This window comes from Succiniclasticum sp., from assembly GCF_056977735.1.
This window is the reverse complement of record NZ_DBMCWA010000013.1, coordinates 19,601-37,914: the sequence shown is the minus strand read 5'-3', so window position 1 is coordinate 37,914 and position 18,314 is coordinate 19,601. Positions and strand designations below refer to the sequence as shown.

Annotated in this window: 18 protein-coding genes and 1 tRNA gene; 2 read left to right on the top strand and 17 right to left on the bottom strand. The window is 49.8% G+C overall.

Annotated features, from left to right (window positions below; all coding sequences use genetic code 11):
• Positions 1 to 97 precede the first annotated feature (97 nt).
• Positions 98 to 173: transfer RNA gene (locus ACZOWY_RS08415), tRNA-Ala, on the bottom strand.
• A gap of 55 nt (positions 174 to 228) precedes the next feature.
• Entirely contained in the window at positions 229 to 651 is a 423-nt protein-coding gene (locus tag ACZOWY_RS08410; protein ID WP_484395459.1) for a hypothetical protein, read from the bottom strand.
• A 275-nt stretch (positions 652 to 926) separates the two neighbouring features.
• Between ACZOWY_RS08410 and ACZOWY_RS08405 the strand changes: the two genes are divergently transcribed.
• Together ACZOWY_RS08405 and ACZOWY_RS08400 are read left to right on the top strand one after the other, a co-directional pair.
• The gene (locus ACZOWY_RS08405; protein WP_484395456.1) at positions 927 to 1,781 is read left to right on the top strand and encodes a DUF805 domain-containing protein; all 855 of its coding nucleotides are present in this window, start codon (positions 927 to 929) and stop codon (positions 1,779 to 1,781) included.
• A gap of 71 nt (positions 1,782 to 1,852) precedes the next feature.
• Positions 1,853 to 3,052, top strand: coding sequence for a diaminopropionate ammonia-lyase (locus ACZOWY_RS08400; RefSeq protein WP_484395454.1), 1,200 nt, complete (start codon positions 1,853 to 1,855; stop codon positions 3,050 to 3,052).
• A gap of 128 nt (positions 3,053 to 3,180) precedes the next feature.
• Here ACZOWY_RS08400 and ACZOWY_RS08395 read toward each other — a convergent pair whose 3' ends face one another.
• The 15 genes from ACZOWY_RS08395 to ACZOWY_RS08325 all read right to left on the bottom strand — a co-directional run bounded on the left by ACZOWY_RS08395 (position 3,181) and on the right by ACZOWY_RS08325 (position 18,200).
• Positions 3,181 to 5,886: a heavy metal translocating P-type ATPase gene (locus tag ACZOWY_RS08395; protein ID WP_484395450.1), complete on the bottom strand. Its 2,706-nt coding sequence runs from the start codon at positions 5,884 to 5,886 to the stop codon at positions 3,181 to 3,183.
• 99 nt (positions 5,887 to 5,985) lie between these two features.
• Entirely contained in the window at positions 5,986 to 6,297 is a 312-nt protein-coding gene (locus tag ACZOWY_RS08390) for a metal-sensing transcriptional repressor (protein WP_484395684.1), read from the bottom strand.
• A 326-nt stretch (positions 6,298 to 6,623) separates the two neighbouring features.
• Positions 6,624 to 7,511 (bottom strand): ROK family protein, encoded by an 888-nt coding sequence (locus tag ACZOWY_RS08385; protein ID WP_484395445.1) that lies wholly within the window; start codon positions 7,509 to 7,511, stop codon positions 6,624 to 6,626.
• Between the two features lie 8 nt (positions 7,512 to 7,519).
• Complete coding sequence (locus ACZOWY_RS08380; RefSeq protein WP_484395441.1) at positions 7,520 to 9,157, bottom strand: putative manganese-dependent inorganic diphosphatase; 1,638 nt, start codon at positions 9,155 to 9,157, stop codon at positions 7,520 to 7,522.
• A gap of 152 nt (positions 9,158 to 9,309) precedes the next feature.
• The gene (hisIE, locus tag ACZOWY_RS08375) at positions 9,310 to 9,984 is read right to left on the bottom strand and encodes a bifunctional phosphoribosyl-AMP cyclohydrolase/phosphoribosyl-ATP diphosphatase HisIE (protein WP_484395436.1); all 675 of its coding nucleotides are present in this window, start codon (positions 9,982 to 9,984) and stop codon (positions 9,310 to 9,312) included.
• Positions 9,984 to 10,742 (bottom strand): imidazole glycerol phosphate synthase subunit HisF, encoded by a 759-nt coding sequence (hisF, locus tag ACZOWY_RS08370; protein WP_484395434.1) that lies wholly within the window; start codon positions 10,740 to 10,742, stop codon positions 9,984 to 9,986. The genes hisIE and hisF overlap by 1 nt, the downstream gene beginning before the upstream one ends.
• Before the next feature lie 175 nt (positions 10,743 to 10,917).
• Positions 10,918 to 11,652, bottom strand: coding sequence for a 1-(5-phosphoribosyl)-5-[(5-phosphoribosylamino)methylideneamino]imidazole-4-carboxamide isomerase (gene hisA, locus ACZOWY_RS08365; protein ID WP_484395432.1), 735 nt, complete (start codon positions 11,650 to 11,652; stop codon positions 10,918 to 10,920).
• Between the two features lie 24 nt (positions 11,653 to 11,676).
• The gene (gene hisH, locus ACZOWY_RS08360) at positions 11,677 to 12,285 is read right to left on the bottom strand and encodes an imidazole glycerol phosphate synthase subunit HisH (protein ID WP_484395429.1); all 609 of its coding nucleotides are present in this window, start codon (positions 12,283 to 12,285) and stop codon (positions 11,677 to 11,679) included.
• A gap of 73 nt (positions 12,286 to 12,358) precedes the next feature.
• Positions 12,359 to 12,970, bottom strand: a complete 612-nt coding sequence (gene hisB, locus ACZOWY_RS08355; protein ID WP_484395427.1) for an imidazoleglycerol-phosphate dehydratase HisB — start codon at positions 12,968 to 12,970, stop codon at positions 12,359 to 12,361.
• Entirely contained in the window at positions 12,954 to 14,168 is a 1,215-nt protein-coding gene (locus ACZOWY_RS08350; protein WP_484395425.1) for a pyridoxal phosphate-dependent aminotransferase, read from the bottom strand. Before ACZOWY_RS08350 ends, hisB begins: the two co-directional genes overlap by 17 nt.
• Before the next feature lie 34 nt (positions 14,169 to 14,202).
• Positions 14,203 to 14,427 carry an Imm32 family immunity protein gene (locus tag ACZOWY_RS08345; protein ID WP_484395423.1) on the bottom strand — a complete coding sequence of 75 codons (225 nt, stop codon included), beginning with the start codon at positions 14,425 to 14,427 and terminating at the stop codon, positions 14,203 to 14,205.
• A gap of 36 nt (positions 14,428 to 14,463) precedes the next feature.
• Positions 14,464 to 15,804, bottom strand: a complete 1,341-nt coding sequence (gene hisD, locus ACZOWY_RS08340) for a histidinol dehydrogenase (RefSeq protein ID WP_484395421.1) — start codon at positions 15,802 to 15,804, stop codon at positions 14,464 to 14,466.
• 136 nt (positions 15,805 to 15,940) lie between these two features.
• Positions 15,941 to 16,597, bottom strand: coding sequence for an ATP phosphoribosyltransferase (gene hisG / locus ACZOWY_RS08335; RefSeq protein ID WP_484395419.1), 657 nt, complete (start codon positions 16,595 to 16,597; stop codon positions 15,941 to 15,943).
• A gap of 57 nt (positions 16,598 to 16,654) precedes the next feature.
• A complete protein-coding gene (gene hisZ, locus ACZOWY_RS08330) occupies positions 16,655 to 17,827 on the bottom strand; it encodes an ATP phosphoribosyltransferase regulatory subunit (protein ID WP_484395416.1) in 1,173 nt (390 codons plus the stop codon).
• Positions 17,820 to 18,200 (bottom strand): YerC/YecD family TrpR-related protein, encoded by a 381-nt coding sequence (locus ACZOWY_RS08325; protein WP_484395410.1) that lies wholly within the window; start codon positions 18,198 to 18,200, stop codon positions 17,820 to 17,822. Before ACZOWY_RS08325 ends, hisZ begins: the two co-directional genes overlap by 8 nt.
• Positions 18,201 to 18,314: the final 114 nt, after the last annotated feature.

Below are 18,314 nucleotides of genomic sequence, written 5' to 3'. Positions count from 1 at the left end.
CTTCTTTTTATTTTTGCAATTCACTATGAACTGCTATGGAGTGCTATGGAAATGCAAAAAAACGGGTTTGCGAAAATTCGCAAACCCGCATGGATTCTGGTGGAGACGAGGGGGATCGAACCCCTGACCTCTTGAATGCCATTCAAGCGCTCTCCCAGCTGAGCTACGCCCCCAAAAGCTTTACAAGCGATATTATACGGAAAAAAACACCCTTTGTCAATAGCTTTCTTACCAAATCGAAGGCTTCATTCTGTAATACAACGTTTCATACTTTGTTCCGGAAATAGCTTTCCATTCCGGATCGATAAAACGCTGATCGGAAGTCTTGACTTTTTTGTTCTTCCTGTCTGCCTGGTAAGCGCGAATAATCCTGTATTTCCCGGTTGCATAATCCATTACAACCGCTTCATAAAAATAGGAATGCGCAACACCTTTCTGATTGGGAATAAAAGTTACGAACCAAAGGCCGATTTGTTTATCTCCTTCATGGTGCACTTCCATATGATTATAAAAGTCCTGCACTTCTATTGAGTTTTCTACTCTCGTCTGCACCGGTGTCCATGATTTCTTTTTCAGCTTGCTTTTTTCCGCAAAGCACACACCTGTAAACAGCAGTGTAAAAACAAGTGAAATCGTTAGTATTTTTTTCATGTCAATTCCCTCCTGCAGTTTAATTTTACAATATTTCCCGGGAAATTGCATCACCCTGCCCCTTAATATTTGTATGGTCGCATTTACATGTGGCTGTCCGATAGTATAGAATATAATTAAAAGATCTGCAAAACTTTTAACGACAAGTCTTTTTATAAGCATAGAAAATAGAATATATTTGTTTATTCTAAATTTTTACAGGAACCTTGTTGTTATTCAGTACTAAAATTTTACATACTCAATATTGTATAAACTAAAACGAGGAGGAAACTATCATGGCTAATTTTTGTGAAAACTGTGGCTCGCCCTTAAAAAGCGACAATAAATTCTGTCCGAACTGCGGAGCTCCGGTAACACAAACGGAACCGGAAGTACCGGTAACCCCTACCGCGCCAGGCAGATCCCCCGCAGATGCTGCGATAAACGTACGTCCGGCAAATACAACAACAGTTGACGCTGCCACACCTTTCGATACCCCTGAAACCTCTCCCGCAGTAACCGGCGCTGCCGGCGCAGCTGCCGTTGCAACGGTTGGGGCTCTTCATCCGGATTCCGCGCCCGAAAATCCTCAGGATGCTTTCGTCCCACTCCGCGAAGCGAACCCTGGCCCGCAGCCTGTCCATGAAGAAGCGTTCAATGAAAACAGGCGCACGCCTTCTACTCTGCGGGAAGAAGCTGAACAGGCCTTTCCGCATTCTGATTACAGCCGCAAGGAAGGACTTTCCCAGAGTGGAACAGCTCCCAAATACGAACCGGACAAAGATCTGCAGTCCATGTTCCTTCGTCACGACAACCGCCTGAACCGCAAGCGTTATCTCTTCCGCGGCCTCGCCCTCGGAGCAGCGATTTCAGTCATTACAAAATTAATCACCATGATTGCCGTTTCAATGAACAGCAGCGCAATTGCCATGCTGGGAACTATTATTTCGTTTGTTGCCGTAATTCCCAGTTTTATGCTCATGATACGCCGTCTGCATGACCTGAACCGCCCAGCTTGGTGGTGCATCGGTGTGTTCGTACCGTTAGTAAACCTTGTTTTGGGAATCTACCTTTTGTTCTTTAAAGGCACAGAAGGACCCAACGATTACGGTCCGGACCCGCTGGAAGTACCGGGGAGCGGTTTGCTATAGTTATTACATAATAAATGTAATGAATTTTTGCATTGCTGATATCACTGGATCAATCGCGGAGAACGATTCATATGGAACACCGGTTCAAAAATTTCTACGTCCTGCAAAATGAAAACTTAATACATGCAAACCAATATGGACGATTTGACAAAACTATGGCTGCAGATGCGCTTCGTTTTCACAAAAGCCTGCCCGTCTATGCGCCTACCCGACTGATTTCGCTGAGAAACAGGGCTGCGACGTATCATATCAAGGGCCTTTATGTAAAAGACGAATCGACCCGTTTTAGTCTCAACGCTTTTAAAGGACTGGGCGGCAGCTATGCCATGTTCCGCATTCTCTGTGAAAAACTGGGATTGGATTACAAAAACATTGATTACCGTTACTTTCAGAAAGAAGAAGTCCGGAAGCGATGCGCCAAAATCCATTTTGTCACAGCCACGGATGGCAATCACGGCAAGGGTGTTTCCTGGGCCGCAAAGCTTTTTGGCTGCAACGCCACTGTATTTATGCCAAAAGGTTCTGTGGAAGCGCGACGTATTGCCATCGAAGAAGCAGGCAATGCCACTGCGGAAATTACAGAATTTAATTATGATCAGGCTGTGGAACATTCCTGGAACCTGGCGCTTAAGAATGGCTGGATACTGATTCAGGATACCGCCTGGGACGGATACGAACAATATCCGGAATGGATTATCGACGGTTATCTGACATTGGCGGCAGAAACCGTAGAACAGTTGGGACATATTATTCCAACCCACGTTTTTCTGCAGGCAGGCGTCGGAGCCATGGCCGGCGGCGTTATGGAGTTTCTTCAATCCTGCTACCGCGAAAAACCTCCTAATATTACTATTGTTGAACCTGTGGAAGCCGCCTGCATCTATCAATCTGTGAAAGCCGGAGATGGGCAGGCTCACACTGTAGAAGGAAACCCTTCAACCATTATGGCGGGACTGAACTGTGGCACACCCTGCCGGGTGACATGGCCTGCTATCCGGGACAAGTCGACTTTCTTCTGTGCCTGTGAGGATATCATCACGGAAGAAGGCATGCGTGCCTACGCAAACCCGGTTGGCAGTGACAAAGCGATTGTCGCCGGGGAATCGGGAGCCGTTACCTATGGACTGGTCAACCGAATACTGCAGGATGAAATGCTTCGGATTTTATTCCGTCTCCGGGACGATTCCGTGATCCTGCTGATCAATACGGAAGGCGATACCGACCCGGAAGGTTATCGAAACATAGTGTTTGGTAATGTTGTTTTGAAATAACTATTTTGGATACTAAAAAACCTGATGCGAAAACATCAGGTTTTTTATTTGGAAACAGTTTATTCATTTGATGGGAAAAAGGCTGAAGCAAAACGTAGTGAGCGTTTGCGTTATTTCACGAAATGTATTTACTTCACCAGCTCATATCCTGCGTCACTAATCGCCTTTTCAAATTCAGCCACCGGAATATCGCGGTCAGCCTTTACCGTAGCAGTTTTAGCTTCCAGACTAACGTCTACCGAAGTTACACCTTCCAGCTTTGCCAGCGCATTAGTCACGTGTTTCTGGCAATGTGCACACATCATGCCTTCCACTTTTAATACTTTTTCCATAATTGAACCTCCTGTAATACTTATATTTTTATTATCTTTACCGGCATTCACCGGTACCATACCCAGACTTTGCAACTGCACAATTCCGGTTTCTGTTGTTTCTTTGCTCTTCACCGCCACAGTCGGCTTAAATCCTTTCAGCCGCAACGCGTTAGTCACCACCGAAACGGAACTCAGGCTCATGGCCGCAGCCCCGAACATGGGATTGAGATGGATGCCCCAGTGCACCAGCGCACCTGCCGCCACCGGAATACAGACCACATTGTAGAAGAAGGCCCAGAATAGACCTTCTTTTATTTTTTTGATAACATCTTTACTGAGACGTACCGCATCCACCGCATCCAGCAAGTCGCTTTTCATCAGTACGATATCCGCGCTTTCAATGGCCACATCCGTACCGGCACCGATGGCGATACCTACATCCGCCCGCGCCAGCGCCGGCGCGTCGTTGATGCCGTCGCCGATCATTGCAACCCTATGGCCTTCGCCCTGCAGGTCGGCAATAACCTTTTCTTTTCCTTCCGGCAGCACACCGGCAATGACCCGGGGAATGTCCATCCGTTTCCGAATGGCTTCCGCCGTCCGCTGATTGTCACCGGTCAGCATCACCACATTGATGCCCAGTTTTTTAAATTCCGCGATAGCCTGACGGCTGGTTGCCTTTTCCCTGTCCGCCACGGCAATGATGCCCAGCAGTTCTTTATCTTTTGCAAACAGCAACGGGGTCTTGCCTTCATCCGCCAGTTTATCCAGCTGGCCGGATACCGCAGCAATGTCAATGCCGGCTTCTTCCATCAACGTCACATTGCCTGCGTAAAATGTGCTTCCGTTTTGTTCCGCCTGGACGCCTTTTCCGAAAAGCGTTACAAAATTATCCATCTTCGGAATTGCAACCTGCTTTTCCGCTGTATATTCCATCACTGCGCCTGCCAGGGGATGACTACTGCCATGCTCCAGTCCTGCCGCTGCGGTAAGAAGCGCCGCAAAGTCCGGATTCTTTTCATCGGCGGCGCCGCGAAGCAAAATCACATCGGTGACCCGGGGCCTGCCTTCCGTAATGGTACCCGTCTTATCCAGCACTACCGTATCCAGATTATGTGCTGTTTCCAGCGCTTCCCCGGATTTAATCAGGATACCGTTCTCCGCGCCTTTGCCGGTTCCCACCATAATAGCCACCGGCGTGGCCAGACCCAGAGCGCAGGGGCAACTGATGACCAGCACGCTGATGGCACAGCTGAAGGCAAATTCAAAACTTTCGCCCCACAGCAGCCAGAAGATGCAGGTTGCCAGTGCAATGAGCATGACAACCGGTACAAATACACCGGCTATTTTATCCGCCATGCGTGCAATGGGGGCCTTGCTGCTGCTGGCTTCGTCCACCAGTCGGATAATCTGGCTGATTGTGCTGTCGTCCCCTACCCGTTGGGCTGTAAAATGAATAAACCCGGTTTTATTGATGGTGGCGCTGATGACTGTATCTCCCGGCTGTTTTTCCACCGGGATGCTCTCCCCGGTAATGGCCGCTTCGTCTACGCTGGTAGTACCGCTGATGATCACCCCGTCTGCCGGAATGCTTTCGCCGGGGCGCACCACGATTTCATCGCCTTCCACCAGTTCTTCCGCCGGAATGAAAACTTCCGCGCCGTCACGGATGACCGCAGCCTGTTTCGGCGCCAGGTCCATCAGTTTTTCAATGGCGCTGGAGGTGCGGCCTTTGGAACGTGCTTCCAGCCACTTGCCGAACGTAATCAGGGTAACGATCATACCGGCCGATTCAAAATACAGATTCATGCGGTACAAATCCACCAGCGCCGCATTGCCGTGGCCCAGGCCCCAGCCGATACGGTAGATGGCAAAGATTCCGTAAAGCAGCGCTGCGCCGGAACCCACCGCCACCAGTGTGTCCATATTGGGGCCGCCCATGGCCAGGCTCTTGAATCCGCTGATAAAAAACTTTTTATTGATAATCAGAATAGGCAGTACCAGGATAAATTCCGTAAAAGCCAGCCAGATTGCATTATTGGTTCCGTAAAAATAATTCTGCAAAATATCCGGAACCGCAAATCCGAAAAATTTTGCAAACATAGGCGTCATGGAAAGAATCAGCACCGGAATTAAAAATACCAGCGACCACATAAGCCGGTGATGCATTTCCGCAATAGCTTCCCTCGCTGCTTTCACCGCCGGGTTTTCTTCCGGTTTTTTTGCTTTTGCAGAAGAAGTATCGACTGCTTTGCCTGCTGCTGCGCCGACGATTGAATCATTCTTCGTTTTACTGCTGTGGCCCGTTTCCACCCGTTCGGCGCCGTAGCCTGCATCCACTACAGCCTGAACAATATTCGCTTCGTTTAATTTCGTTTCGTCATATTCCACCTGCATGGAATTGGTCAGCAGGTTCACACTGGCTTTTCCAATTCCCTCCAGCTTACTCACCGCTTTTTCCACACGGCTGGAGCAGGCGCTGCAGGTCATACCCGTAACGATATATTTTTCTTTTTTCATAACTGCCTTTCTGCTTGCAACGGTTCGGCTGCAATCGCATTTTTTGTTACATTACTCTGTTTCCCTTTATGCAGACAAACACCTGCCTGCAGATTCATCTTACTTCATCAGCTTCTGCACCGCTGCCACCAGCTCATCTACTACTTCATCCTTACCGTTACGGATATCATCCACCACGCAGCCGCGGATATGCTGGGCCAGCAATTCTTTGTTGAAAGCGTTCAGTGCGCTCTGGATCGCGCTGACCTGAATGAGGATATCGATACAGTAACGATCCTCTTCCACCATCTTTTCGATGCCACGGACCTGACCTTCAATCAGCTTCAGGCGGCGGATCATGCTTTTGTATTCTTTGCTGTTTACATCCCGGTGCTTGTGTTTCACACAATCACAGCAGGAAGACCCGGACATGGTCTCCCCTTCATCGGACATTAAAGTTACAGCGCAACAAGATTTTTTTTCTTTTGCCATTATTTCTTCTTTTGCCATATTCAAACCTTCTTCTTTCACACAAAAGAGGGAAGAACTGCAGACCTTCTCCCTGCCTGCAGTTCCATCATTCCGGCAGCAGCCGGTGAGAGTCCGGCCACTGCTTATCAGAATCCTTCTCCTATACCCCCACAGGGTATTTACCCAGGCAAAAATAATATACCCCATAGGGGTATATTTGTCAAGAGAAACCTATTATATTTTTATAAAATACTAATCGTTGCAACACGACCGGCAGGCAAATACTTTTACTGCCGCATTAAGAAATTGTAAAGAGCGCCCAGCATACCGGCATCATTTTGCAACGCGGCAAACCGCAGCGTCAGTTTTTCATACACCAACGGGAACAGCTTTTCCCGCAACGCTGTATCCAGCAACGGATACAGATATGCTTCCTGTGCGGCAATGCCGCCCCCTACGATGATCCGTTCCGGATTTAGGATATAACAAATGTTGGCGATGCCGGTCGCAAGGTCATCCATCTGTCTGGCAATGGCAGCCGCAGCTTCTTCGTCTCCGCCCTGTGCCAGGGCAAAAATTTTTCTGCCATCCAACGCAGTTTCCGAAATTCCTTTTGCCGCTGCTACGTTACGGATCAACGCCCGGGTGGACGCCATCTCTTCCCATGTGCTATCCGGCGTAATATGCTGCAACCCCGCTTCCCCGCCGAAGCAGGCCGCACCGTGGATCACCCGGCCGTCCAGCAGGGCACAGCCGCCGATTCCGGTTCCGACAGTAATACAGAACAGCGATTTCGCACCCCGTCCTGCGCCCAGCCAGTATTCCCCCAGCGCCGCGGCGTTTACATCGTTTTCTACCGTACAGGGCAGACCGCAGCGTTTTTCCAGTCGTTCTCCCAGCGCCGTGCCCGGATAACCCGGAAAATACTTCGGTGCGTATAAGATCAAACCTTTTTCCGGATCGACCACGCCTGCAGTGGAAACCGCAATTCCACGTAAACTGTATTCCTGCCGGTATTGTTTCGTGACGGAAGCCAGGCTTTCCACCAGGCCGTCCACGCCTTTTTGGGTAATTACATTGGGAATTTCGCCTTTATGCAGCAATGCGCCATTTTCTCCGGCTACGCCAAATTTCACGGAAGTTCCACCAATATCAAAACACATGTAATGTTTCATGCTTATCCTCAGTCCATTTTCTTAAAAGCTTCCGTCAGTGGCGGGATTACCTGCTTTTTCCGGCTCAGCACACCCGCCAGATGATAGTACCCCGCAGCGTCCCGGTCTCCAAAAGCCAGATCCAGCACACTGTCCCGGCAGCCCGCCTCCAGAAGGTCCGTAGCTTCGCCCAGCACGTCCGTCACCATCAGCAGCGACATATCATAGTTTTCACGTTTTCTGAATTCATCCAGAGCCTTTTGCAATTCCGGCAGTTTTTCCATGGCCAGCTGCCGGTCCATAATATTGATCTGGCTCACCGTGACCCGCACATCCCCGAAATCAAATTCCTTGAAGTCGTTGCGGATAATATCTGCCGGGGCCATGGTGTTCAGCACACTCCCTGCCCGCAGCAGCTGCATAGCAAAAACTTCCGGATCTTCAATGCCCGCCTGTACTGCCAGCCGTTTGGCTGCTGCCCGGTCCGCCTCCGTCGTAGTAGGGGAACGGAAATACAGCGTATCCGAAACCATAGCGGCAAACAGGATGCCCGCAATGTAAGGCGGCATGCCTATGTCATGGTTCCACATCATGTTTGCGATGATCGTGGCCGTAGAACCCACCGGTTCCTGCCGGATGTAAATCGGCGCGCCGGTAGTAAGTCCCCCCAGCCGGTGGTGGTCAATGATCTCCAGGATCTGCGTTTCTTCAATGCCTTCCACCGCCTGGCTCCGCTCGTTGTGATCCACCAGGATGACCTGCTGCCGTTCCGGCTCCAGCATCATGCCCCGGTCGATGATCCCGGTATATTTTCCCTTTCGCAGCACAGGATAGGTTACATATTTGGCCGAAAGGATTTTTTCCTTTACATCTGCCAACAGGTCCGTTTCATTAAAACAGACCACCGGAGACGTCATGATCAGCTTCGCGGGAATGCTCTGGTTGATTAACCGCGCCGTGCGGTAACTGTCAAAGGGCGTAACGATAATCACATCATCCTTTGCTTCCGCCAGCCGGATAATTTCCTCCGAAACAGGGGTATTCCTGGTCAGCACCAGACAGATGCCGCCGATTCCCAACAGTTCCTTCTGCACATCTTCCCGGTCCCCCAGGATGATCATATCCCCTGGCGCCACATCCGCCAGAATAGTCGCCGTTTGAGACGCGCCCAGCTTGATCTTGCCGGAAAAGGTTTTCCCGGTATCCCCGCAAAGCAGCCTGCCTTCCAACGTGCTGACAATATTGGCATAGCTGACGGAACCATCCTCCAGTTCCCTGATGGATTCCTCTTCGTAATAACGTTTGGCCAAATCGCCTACCGTGATGATGCCGGCCACATTTCCCTCTGTGTCCAGCACCGGCACGGACTTCAGCCGGGGGTTTTCCACAAACAGCTTGCCTGCTTCCCGCAGCGTAGCCTGCATGCCCACGGCCGGCGCCTGCAGAAGCCTGATATCTTCCAGGGAAGGATAGAAATAATTAACAAGCCGGGGCGCCGGAATCTTAAAATAATCCAGCACAAACTCCGTTTCCGGATTAAGCTTGCCCGCCCGGGCCGGTTCCGCATTCCAGCCCTGCTGCTTTTTCAGATAGGCATAGGCAATAGCCGAGCAGACCGAGTCGGTATCCGGATGCTGGTGACCAATGATAAGAACAGGTTTATCCATGATTGCCTCCCTGACACTGCTAACACTTAATTTAATATATTATTATACCATAAAAAAATGTCTGCACCTTACGATGCAGGCATTTCAGTGTATAAAATTATCGAATGCAGCCCTTTCTTCCACCGGGCATATTTTAGCCGTTCGGTTAAATTTCAATATTTACTGTTGTTTTCCTTTGACCTTCTGCCGGACAATTCATGCAGCAATTCTGCCGGGGTAATACCGTGGTACGCCAGCAATACCATGCAGTGATACCACAGGTCGCTCATTTCGTAAATTACTTCCTGGCGGCTGTTGTTCTTGGAAGCGATGATAGTCTCCGCCGACTCTTCGCCCACCTTCTTTAAAATCTTGTCCTGCCCTTTCATGAACAGGTACTTGGTATAACTCTTTTCGCCGCCGTGTTCCCGTTTGTACAGGATGACCCGGTACAGTTCGGCCAGCACACCGTAAATGCTTTCATTGTCCGGTTCCGGAACAGGAAGGTTCCTGCCCTCTCCTTCATTCCACAGGGGATTGAAGAAGCAGGAGCGATGTCCCGTATGACAGGCCGCGCCGGTCTGGTCTACCTTCACCAACAGCGCATCTCCGTCGCAGTCACAGGTAATGGATTCCACTTTTTGCATATGGCCGCTGGTAGCACCCTTGTTCCACAATTCCTGACGGCTGCGGCTCCAGAACCAGGTATAGCCGGTTTCCACCGTTTTTGCCAGACTCTCGCCGTTCATATAAGCTAACATCAGCACTTCATCACTGTACACATCCTGCACGATGGCAGGGATCAATCCCTTTTCATCAAATTTCAGATTGGAAAAATCAATTTTCATTACAGTCTCACCTCTACTCCTTTATCCCGCAGGTACTGTTTCACCTGCCGGATCGTAAACGTTTTGTAATGGAATACGGAAGCCGCCAACACCGCGTCTGCCTTTCCCAGCGCAAGCACATCATAAAAATGTTCCAGCGTACCGGCGCCGCCACTGGCAATGACAGGCACGTTCACCGCTTCCGCCACCGCTCTTGTCAGGGAAATATCGTAACCGTTTTTGGTACCGTCCGCGTCCATGCTGGTCAGCAGGATTTCACCGGCCCCCAGGTTCACCGCTTTTTTCACCCATTCCAGACAGTCGATTCCCGTAGGCGTTCTGCCGCCGTTCACATAAATTTCCCAACGGTCCGTACCGCAGCGTTTCGCGTCGACTGCCAGCACGATGCACTGGCTGCCGAACAGTTCCGCGCCCCGGGCGATTAAGTCCGGATTTTTTACTGCCGCCGTGTTCAGCGAAGTTTTGTCCGCTCCCGCGTTCAGGCAGTTGCGGATGTCTTCCACGGTACTGATGCCGCCGCCCACCGTCAGGGGCATAAATGCCTTGCCCGCCGTCCGGTTGATGACGTCCAGCATGGACTTGCGTTTTTCCACGCTGGCAGTGATATCCAGAAACACCAGCTCATCCGCGCCTTCCCTGTCATAGACGGAAGCCAGTTCAACCGGGTCACCTGCGTCCCGCAAACCTACAAAATTCGTGCCTTTTACGACACGCCCTTCTTTTACGTCCAGGCAGGGAATGATTCGTTTGGTCAGCATGTTGTTCCCCTTTACTATTATAACAAACTATATGGAGCGAAACCACGCATGACAGCGCGATTTCGCAGTTATTTCAAAAATTAGCGGCAGTCTCCGGCTGCTGCTTACTCTCTCGGGGCGCACTGTAAAATATGCGAAAAAAATCTGAAATACGTCCGTGTTTCAGCAAATAGTTTCACGCTTTACCTTTTGCCACAGCCAGCGCTTCTTTTAAATCCACTTTACCGGCATACAGCGCTTTCCCGATGATCACGCCTTCAATCCCGTCCTTCTCCCGGGCCATAACTTTTTTTACATCTTCAATGGAAGCCACGCCTCCGCTGGCAATGACTTTCACTCCGCTGGCCTTCGCCAGCTCCGCAGTAGCTTCTACATTCACACCCTGCAGTTTGCCGTCCCGGCTAATATCTGTAAAAATAATATGCTTAATACCGATTTCCGCCATACGCTTTCCCAGTTCCAGATAATTCATGCCGCCGGAAACACCCCAGCCTTCCACGGCCACCTCACCGTTTTTGGCATCAATCCCAGCTACCGCCTGACCGGGGAAATACTTGCAAATCTCCCGCGTTTCTGCCGGATTCCGGGCAGCCAGGCTGCCTAAAATAACTCGGGTCACCCCCAGGTCCAGCATGCGCGATACGGCATGCAAATCGCGGATACCGCCGCCCACTTCCACTTTCATGTTACCGGCTTTCGCCAGAATACGCCGGATCACTTCCAGGTTTCTGCTCTCTCCGGCCAGGGCACCGTCCAAGTCCACAACGTGAAGGAATTCTGCTCCCGCATCCCTAAACTGTTCTGCGACTGACGCAGGATCTTCCGCATACACCGTTTCCTGTTTAAAATCGCCTTCTACCAGGCGCACTGCTTTCCCATTCCGCAAATCAATAGCGGGAAAAATAATCATGTTTTCTCTTCTTTCTGAACTCTATTATAATTCCACAAAACGCTTCAACATTTCCAGTCCTACTTCGCTGGATTTTTCCGGATGGAACTGTACGCCGGAAATGTTTCCACTTCCAACGCTGGCTACGATTTCCGTTCCGTAATCGCAAACGGACGTGATCAGCGACCGGTCTTCCGGCTGGCAGCAAAAACTGTGTACAAAATAAACAAACTTTCCTTCACTCCCCTCCAGCACAGGGGATGCTGTCTTTAGTTTCAGCTGGTTCCAGCCCATATGGGGAACTTTCAAAGACGTAGGAATCAATACAACCTTGCCCGGAAACACGCCCAACCCTTTTACTCCCGGTGCTTCATCGCTTTCTTCAAAGAGCACCTGCATGCCCAGGCAAATGCCCAGGAATGGTTTGTCTGCTTGAATGTATTCCTTAATAACGGGTATCACGCCGGCTTTTTCCAGATTCGCCATGCAGTCGCCAAACGCGCCTACACCCGGCAGGATCAGTTTTTCCGCTGTGGCGATGCTCTCCCTGTCGCTGGTGATGACCGGGTTGCCTCCCACCAGCGCCACTGCTTTATTGACGCTGTGCAGATTGCCCAGACCATAATCGACAATTACTACATTTTGATTGCCCATTGCCTAAACTCCAAACTATACATTCTTTTCCATCGATGCCGCTACGCGGCAGTTTCCGAAAGTGTCGGAAAAATTACAGCACACCTTTGCTACTCATCACACCTTTCACCCGCGGATCCATGGCAGCCGCTTCGGCTACGGCACGGGCAAATGCTTTGAAAATCGCTTCAATAATATGATGCACATTGCTGCCGTACAGAACACGGATATGCAACGTCAGTCCGCAGTGCATAGCTACGGCACGGAAAAATTCTTCTGTCATTTCCGTATCGAAATTTCCTAATACAATTTTCGGGATCTCCGCACCAAAGACCAGAAAGGGACGGCCGGAAAAATCAAGGCACACCTGGGCCAGCGTTTCGTCCATGGGGATAAAGCAGTTCCCGTAACGGTGGATACCGGCTTTGTCCCCCAACGCTTCTCGCAACGCTTCACCCAGCACAATCCCGATATCTTCCACTGTGTGATGGCTGTCCACTTCCAGATCGCCTTTTGCCTTTACAGTCAAATCCATAAAACTGTGTTTGGCCAGCAAGGTCAGCATATGATCCAGAAAACCAAGCCCCGTTGCTATTTCACATTTTCCTTCACCATCCAGGTTCAGCTTTACGCTAACCAGCGTTTCTGCCGTTTTTCTTTCTATCTCAGCACAGCGTGCCTTTTTCGTTTCAGTTGATTTCCTCATTTCCCAAACACTCCCTGCAAAGATTCTTGATCTTGCTCATCACGACGGCGTTTTCTTCCGGCACTCCAATCGTCTGGCGGATACAGCCCTGCAGGACCGGATGCTCCGTAAAATCCCGCAGCAGGATTTTTTCCGCCAGCATGGTCTTAAAAATCATTTTGCCGGCTTTCGTTGCCGCGCTGTAATTACTGTAACTGAATTTTTTATCATAAGCATCTGCCAGCATGACCTGCAGTCTCCCTTCCGGACTGTAGCAGATAAAATTAGTCTCCGTAGGCCAGACTTTCATGCCCAGTTCTTTCAGTTCCGCAATCATCAACGCCCGCTGGGAACGAATCTCTTCAATCTGTTCCCGGAAATCTTCTCTATGACGGTAGCAGACCTCCGCCGCCATCAGGGAATAGGCATTCACGTGATAGGGCAGCAGTGTTTTTCCCAGAATGCGGCTCAGGGAAATGCTTCCTACAGAATATCCCACCCGCATGCCGGCCAGGCTATACGCTTTGGAAAATGTCCGATAGACCAAAAAATTATTATATTTATTCAACAGCGCCAGGGCAGAACCCGCCACCAGCTTCAGCTGGCTCAGAGGGCGTAAGTCCCGGGGGTCCACTCCTTCCCCTCTGGCAAATTCCATATACGCTTCGTCGACAATAACAGGGCATTCCACATTGGCAATGATTTTTTCGATTACAGGCAGCGGATTATAATTACCGGTAGGATTGTTGGGATTATTCAAAATCAGCAGATTGGGCCGGTTTTCCTTACAGAAATCAATCACTGCTTCCGCGTCAAGAAAACCTTCCACGTTTAACGGATACCGCAACACCTCGCTGTCCGACATCTGGGCGTATACGCCGTACATGGAAAAGGAAGGATAGGGAACCGCAATTTTCTTCCCGACGCCCCCAAAAGCGTAGCAGGCCATCTGCAGGAGTTCGCTGGATCCGTTGCCTACCCGCACCTTATCAATGTCAACGCCTAATGTTTCCGCAATCAGATTGCACAGCGTTTCACATTTTATCGGAGGATAGCGGTTGAACAAAAAACGTTTCGTCTTTTCTTCGATTTCAGTCTGTATAGAAGACGGAACCGGATAATTCGATTCGTTGGCATTTACAACAATATTCGCTTCTATGGTTTCTACTTCATATTCTTCCAGCCCTTCCAGACTGGAACGCACGGAAATTTCAGACACGTTGTTCACCTCATGTGTAAATTAAAACCGGAATCTATTCCATCTTTACAATAATCATTTCTGTCGATCCATCTTCCAGAGAATTGTATTCATCATAGTGGATATGTTGTCCCGGCGCGGCTTCTGCCAGCGCGGTGAGCTGCTTTGCCAGAGAAAGCATCCCCTCTTTATTTGCAGCTATAACCACTGCTCCATGGTCAACTTTCGTACGGATTTCGAAACCCTCTACCCATTCCATTTTAAGCCATTTAGATTCCATATTCCCACCTGTAACGTTCTCCCGAGGAGCTATTGATTATCCTTGCCGTTTCCGGATTGCGTTGGCATGGGCCCGCAGCCCTTCCGCTTCCGCCATGGCGATAATGTCGTCTGCAGCTTCCAGCAGCGCCTTATTTGTATAGGCAATGATGCTGGTTTTTTTCATGAATGTTTCCACATTCAGCACACTATAGAATTTAGCCGTACCACCGGTAGGTAATACATGGTTAGGGCCGGCAAAATAATCACCCAGAGGTTCCGGGGAATCCGTCCCCAGGAACATGGCGCCGCAGTTGTGCAATAGCGGCATAAGCTGGAATGGCGCCTTCGTCATAACTTCCAGATGTTCCGGTGCACTGAGATTAGCCATAGCGACCACGGTATCCATATCTTTGGCCAGAATAATCTTGCCCATCGTCCTGAGGGACGCCGTTGCAATTTCTTCCCGGGGCAGTTCCTTCAACTGCACTTCTATCTCCGCCGCCACAGCTTTGGCAATACGATCACTGTCGGTAATCAGGATTGCACTGGCCAGCGGGTCGTGTTCCGCCTGGCTCAACAGGTCTGCCGCCAGATACACCGGATTCGCGGAGTCATCCGCCACGATCAGAATTTCACTGGGGCCTGCCAGCATATCGATATCCACATGTCCGTATACCGCTTTTTTAGCCAATGTCACAAAAATATTTCCAGGACCGGTAATTTTATTCACTTTCGGAACCGTTTCTGTTCCGAAAGCCAATGCCGCGATTGCCTGGGCGCCGCCCATTTTATAAATTTCAGTGATACCGATTTTTTCCGCCGTTACCAGCACATAGGGATTAAGCTTCCCGTCTTTGCCGGGAGGAGCCGCCATCACGATGCGGGGCACACCGGCCACTTTTGCCGGAACCGCATTCATGATCACGCTGGAAGGATAGGCCGCCGTGCCGCCGGGCACATAAATGCCTACACTGTCCAGCGGCGAAACTTTCTGACCTACAATGCTGCCGTAAGCCCGGTTGCTGAACCAGGACCTGGGCAACTGTTCCTCATGGAATTTTTTAACATTCATAATAGCGCGGGTAATAGAATCAATCACCTTCGGATCTACCAGCGTACGGGCCTCGTCAAATTCTTTTTCTGTTACCCGCAGGGTTTCTGCCGTCAGGCCGGCCCGGTCAATGGTATTGGTAAAATGCAGGAGCCATTTATCTCCGCCAGACCGCACACCCGCTACAATACGGTCTACTATCTGCGCCGCCGTCAGGTGCTCGCCCCACATCCGGTCACAGGCCGCCTGCACCCCGGGGGAAAGTTCCGTTTCATCAAATGCTTTTTTCTTTAACAGCGCCGCGATTTCCGCAGCATTCATCTTCCTTGCATCAATTATATTCATTTGAAAATTCATCTCCTGTATGAATCAGTTCTAATTTTTAAATGAAAATTCTACGCTTCGCGCTCCATCCACAACAGCGAAACTACCAGCTTCTCTCTTTCCATTTTCAAAATAGAATCTGCCTGATTTTTCCTAACTACACGCCAGCTTTTTCCGCCGCCAGTACCGCACGAAGGTCTACCACCAGTTTATGAAGCCTTTCAAATTTCAGCTTGAAGCTGACCGGATTGGCAATCAGCCGCGCCGTAGACGTAAAAATACTGTCCACTTCCACCAGCTTGTTTTCCTTAATCGTTGTACCTGTTTCCACAATATCTACGATAAGTTCCGAAAGACCAATAAGGGGACCCAGTTCAATGGAACCGTTCAGTTTTACGATTTCCATTTGGATACCCAGTTTGTCAAAATATTCCCTGGCACAATTAGGGTACTTTGTCGCAACACGTAAATGGGCGTAATCTTTCAGTTCCGGGCGCTTTTTCACTTCTGGCACCGCCATCATCAGACGGCATTTGCCAAAGCCCAGATCCAGCAATTCGTATACGTCCTTCTGTTCTTCCAGCAGCACATCCTTGCCGATGATGCCGATATCCGCAGCGCCATATTCCACATACGTTGGCAGATCCACAGTTTTCGTAATGATAAAACGCACTTTTGTCTTTTCGTCACTGATTACCAGCTTACGGGAATCTTCGCAAACACCTTCCGCACTGTAACCCACTTTGGCCAGCAGGTCCAGACTGCGTTTAAAAAGTTTTCCCTTTGGCAGCGCTATGGTTATATATTCTTCCATGGTTTATTCTCCATTCCGTTACTGCTTCGCTGTTCTTTATGGATTTGCAGCGATAATTCAACCGATATACTGCCATGTAGCACAATGATTATCCTGTACTGCCTGCCTTGCTTCTGTTTCGGTCATCGCACGGTCAGCCAATTTCACCCGCTTTCCTTCTTTACGAAGAGAACAGACGGCACGGATGCCTTCCGCAGTTTTTCCCGGTGCGTATGCTACAAAGACCGTTTCCGGTTCTTTTGCGAACTTTTTTCCCTGCCGCTCCAACGTCAGTGCGATGCGGTCGATTCCCAATGCAAAGCCGGTAGCGGGGCAGGATTTTCCGAACCGCTGCATCATATTATCATACCGGCCGCCACCAATCAGGGAATACCCCATACCGGCCGCATAGCCTTCAAACAGCATGCCTGTATAATAATCAAGACTGCGGGTCAGGCCAAGGTCAAAACTCAGGTACCGATCTACGCCGTAGGCTTTTGCCAGTTCATAAATTTCCCGCAGGTTTTCCAGCGCATCCCAGCAACGGCGGCTCAAAACCCGCTTCTGCATATCTTCCAATAAGCCAATACCGCCATGCAGAAACAGTAACTCCTTAAAAATATTGGCTAACTGCTCCGGAATTTTTGCAGCTTCCACCGCTTCTTCCAGTCCGGCTACATTCCGTTTGATCAGGCAGTGTTTAATCTCTTTTGCCTGTTCTTCCGTCAGCGCTGCCGCCTCAATCAGTCCGTTAATAAATTCCATATGGCCAAGCGTAATATTAAAGTCCTTCAATCCGGCTTCCATAAGTGTCGAGACTGCAAGTGCAATTACTTCTGCATCTGCAGATGCCCCCGCAGCGCCCATCATTTCGATACCACACTGGGTAAATTCACACTGACGACCTGCCTGGGCTTCTTCATAACGGAACAACTGTGCGCGGTAGGATAACCTCTTCACACCATTATCTTTGCGCATCCGCGTAGCGACCATGCGGGCAATAGGCGTCGTCATATCCGTGCGGAGCATTAAAATATTATCTTTGCGGTCAAAGAACTTAAATGCACCGGCGCCGGGCTGCCCCATACCGGCAAACGTATCCAGATATTCAAAGGTCGGCGTAGCTACTTCATCATAACCCCAAAGGGTAAAAAGACTGCAGATTTTATCTTCCATCTGACGACGGGCCGCCGCTTCCCCCGGAAGCACATCTCTTGTCCCGTAGGGAACCTGCAAGATTGAATCAGCCATTTTCCCGTACCGCTCTCTTTCTTTCGGCTCTTTCTTTTTCAAATTTTGCCCTGAGCGCTACTTTGGGAGACCGTGTTTCATGATGCTTTTTCTTCAGATTTGCAAGGGCTGTTTCATAGCCATCCTTTCCGTAAACCAGGCACCGTTTCACACGGGAAATCGTCGCCGTACTAGCCCCCGTACGTTCAACGATATCTTCGTATTTTACGCCCTCGTCTAACAGCCTGGCCACTTCAAACCGCTGTGCCAGCGATTTAAATTCACTGATTGTGCAGGCATCTTCCAAAAAATTCGCAATTTGTTTCTCATTTTTTAGGGAAGCAATTGCCTCACACAGTTGTTCCGTCAAACGATTCTCAATTTTTTCAGCCATAATTATAATCCTCCTTGCGGCATGGAGTTGTCTAACTTTTCGCAAGCTCCCGCCTAATTCCGTTACTACAATGTTCGGGACACACTTTTCATCTTTTAATAAAAATCATAAACA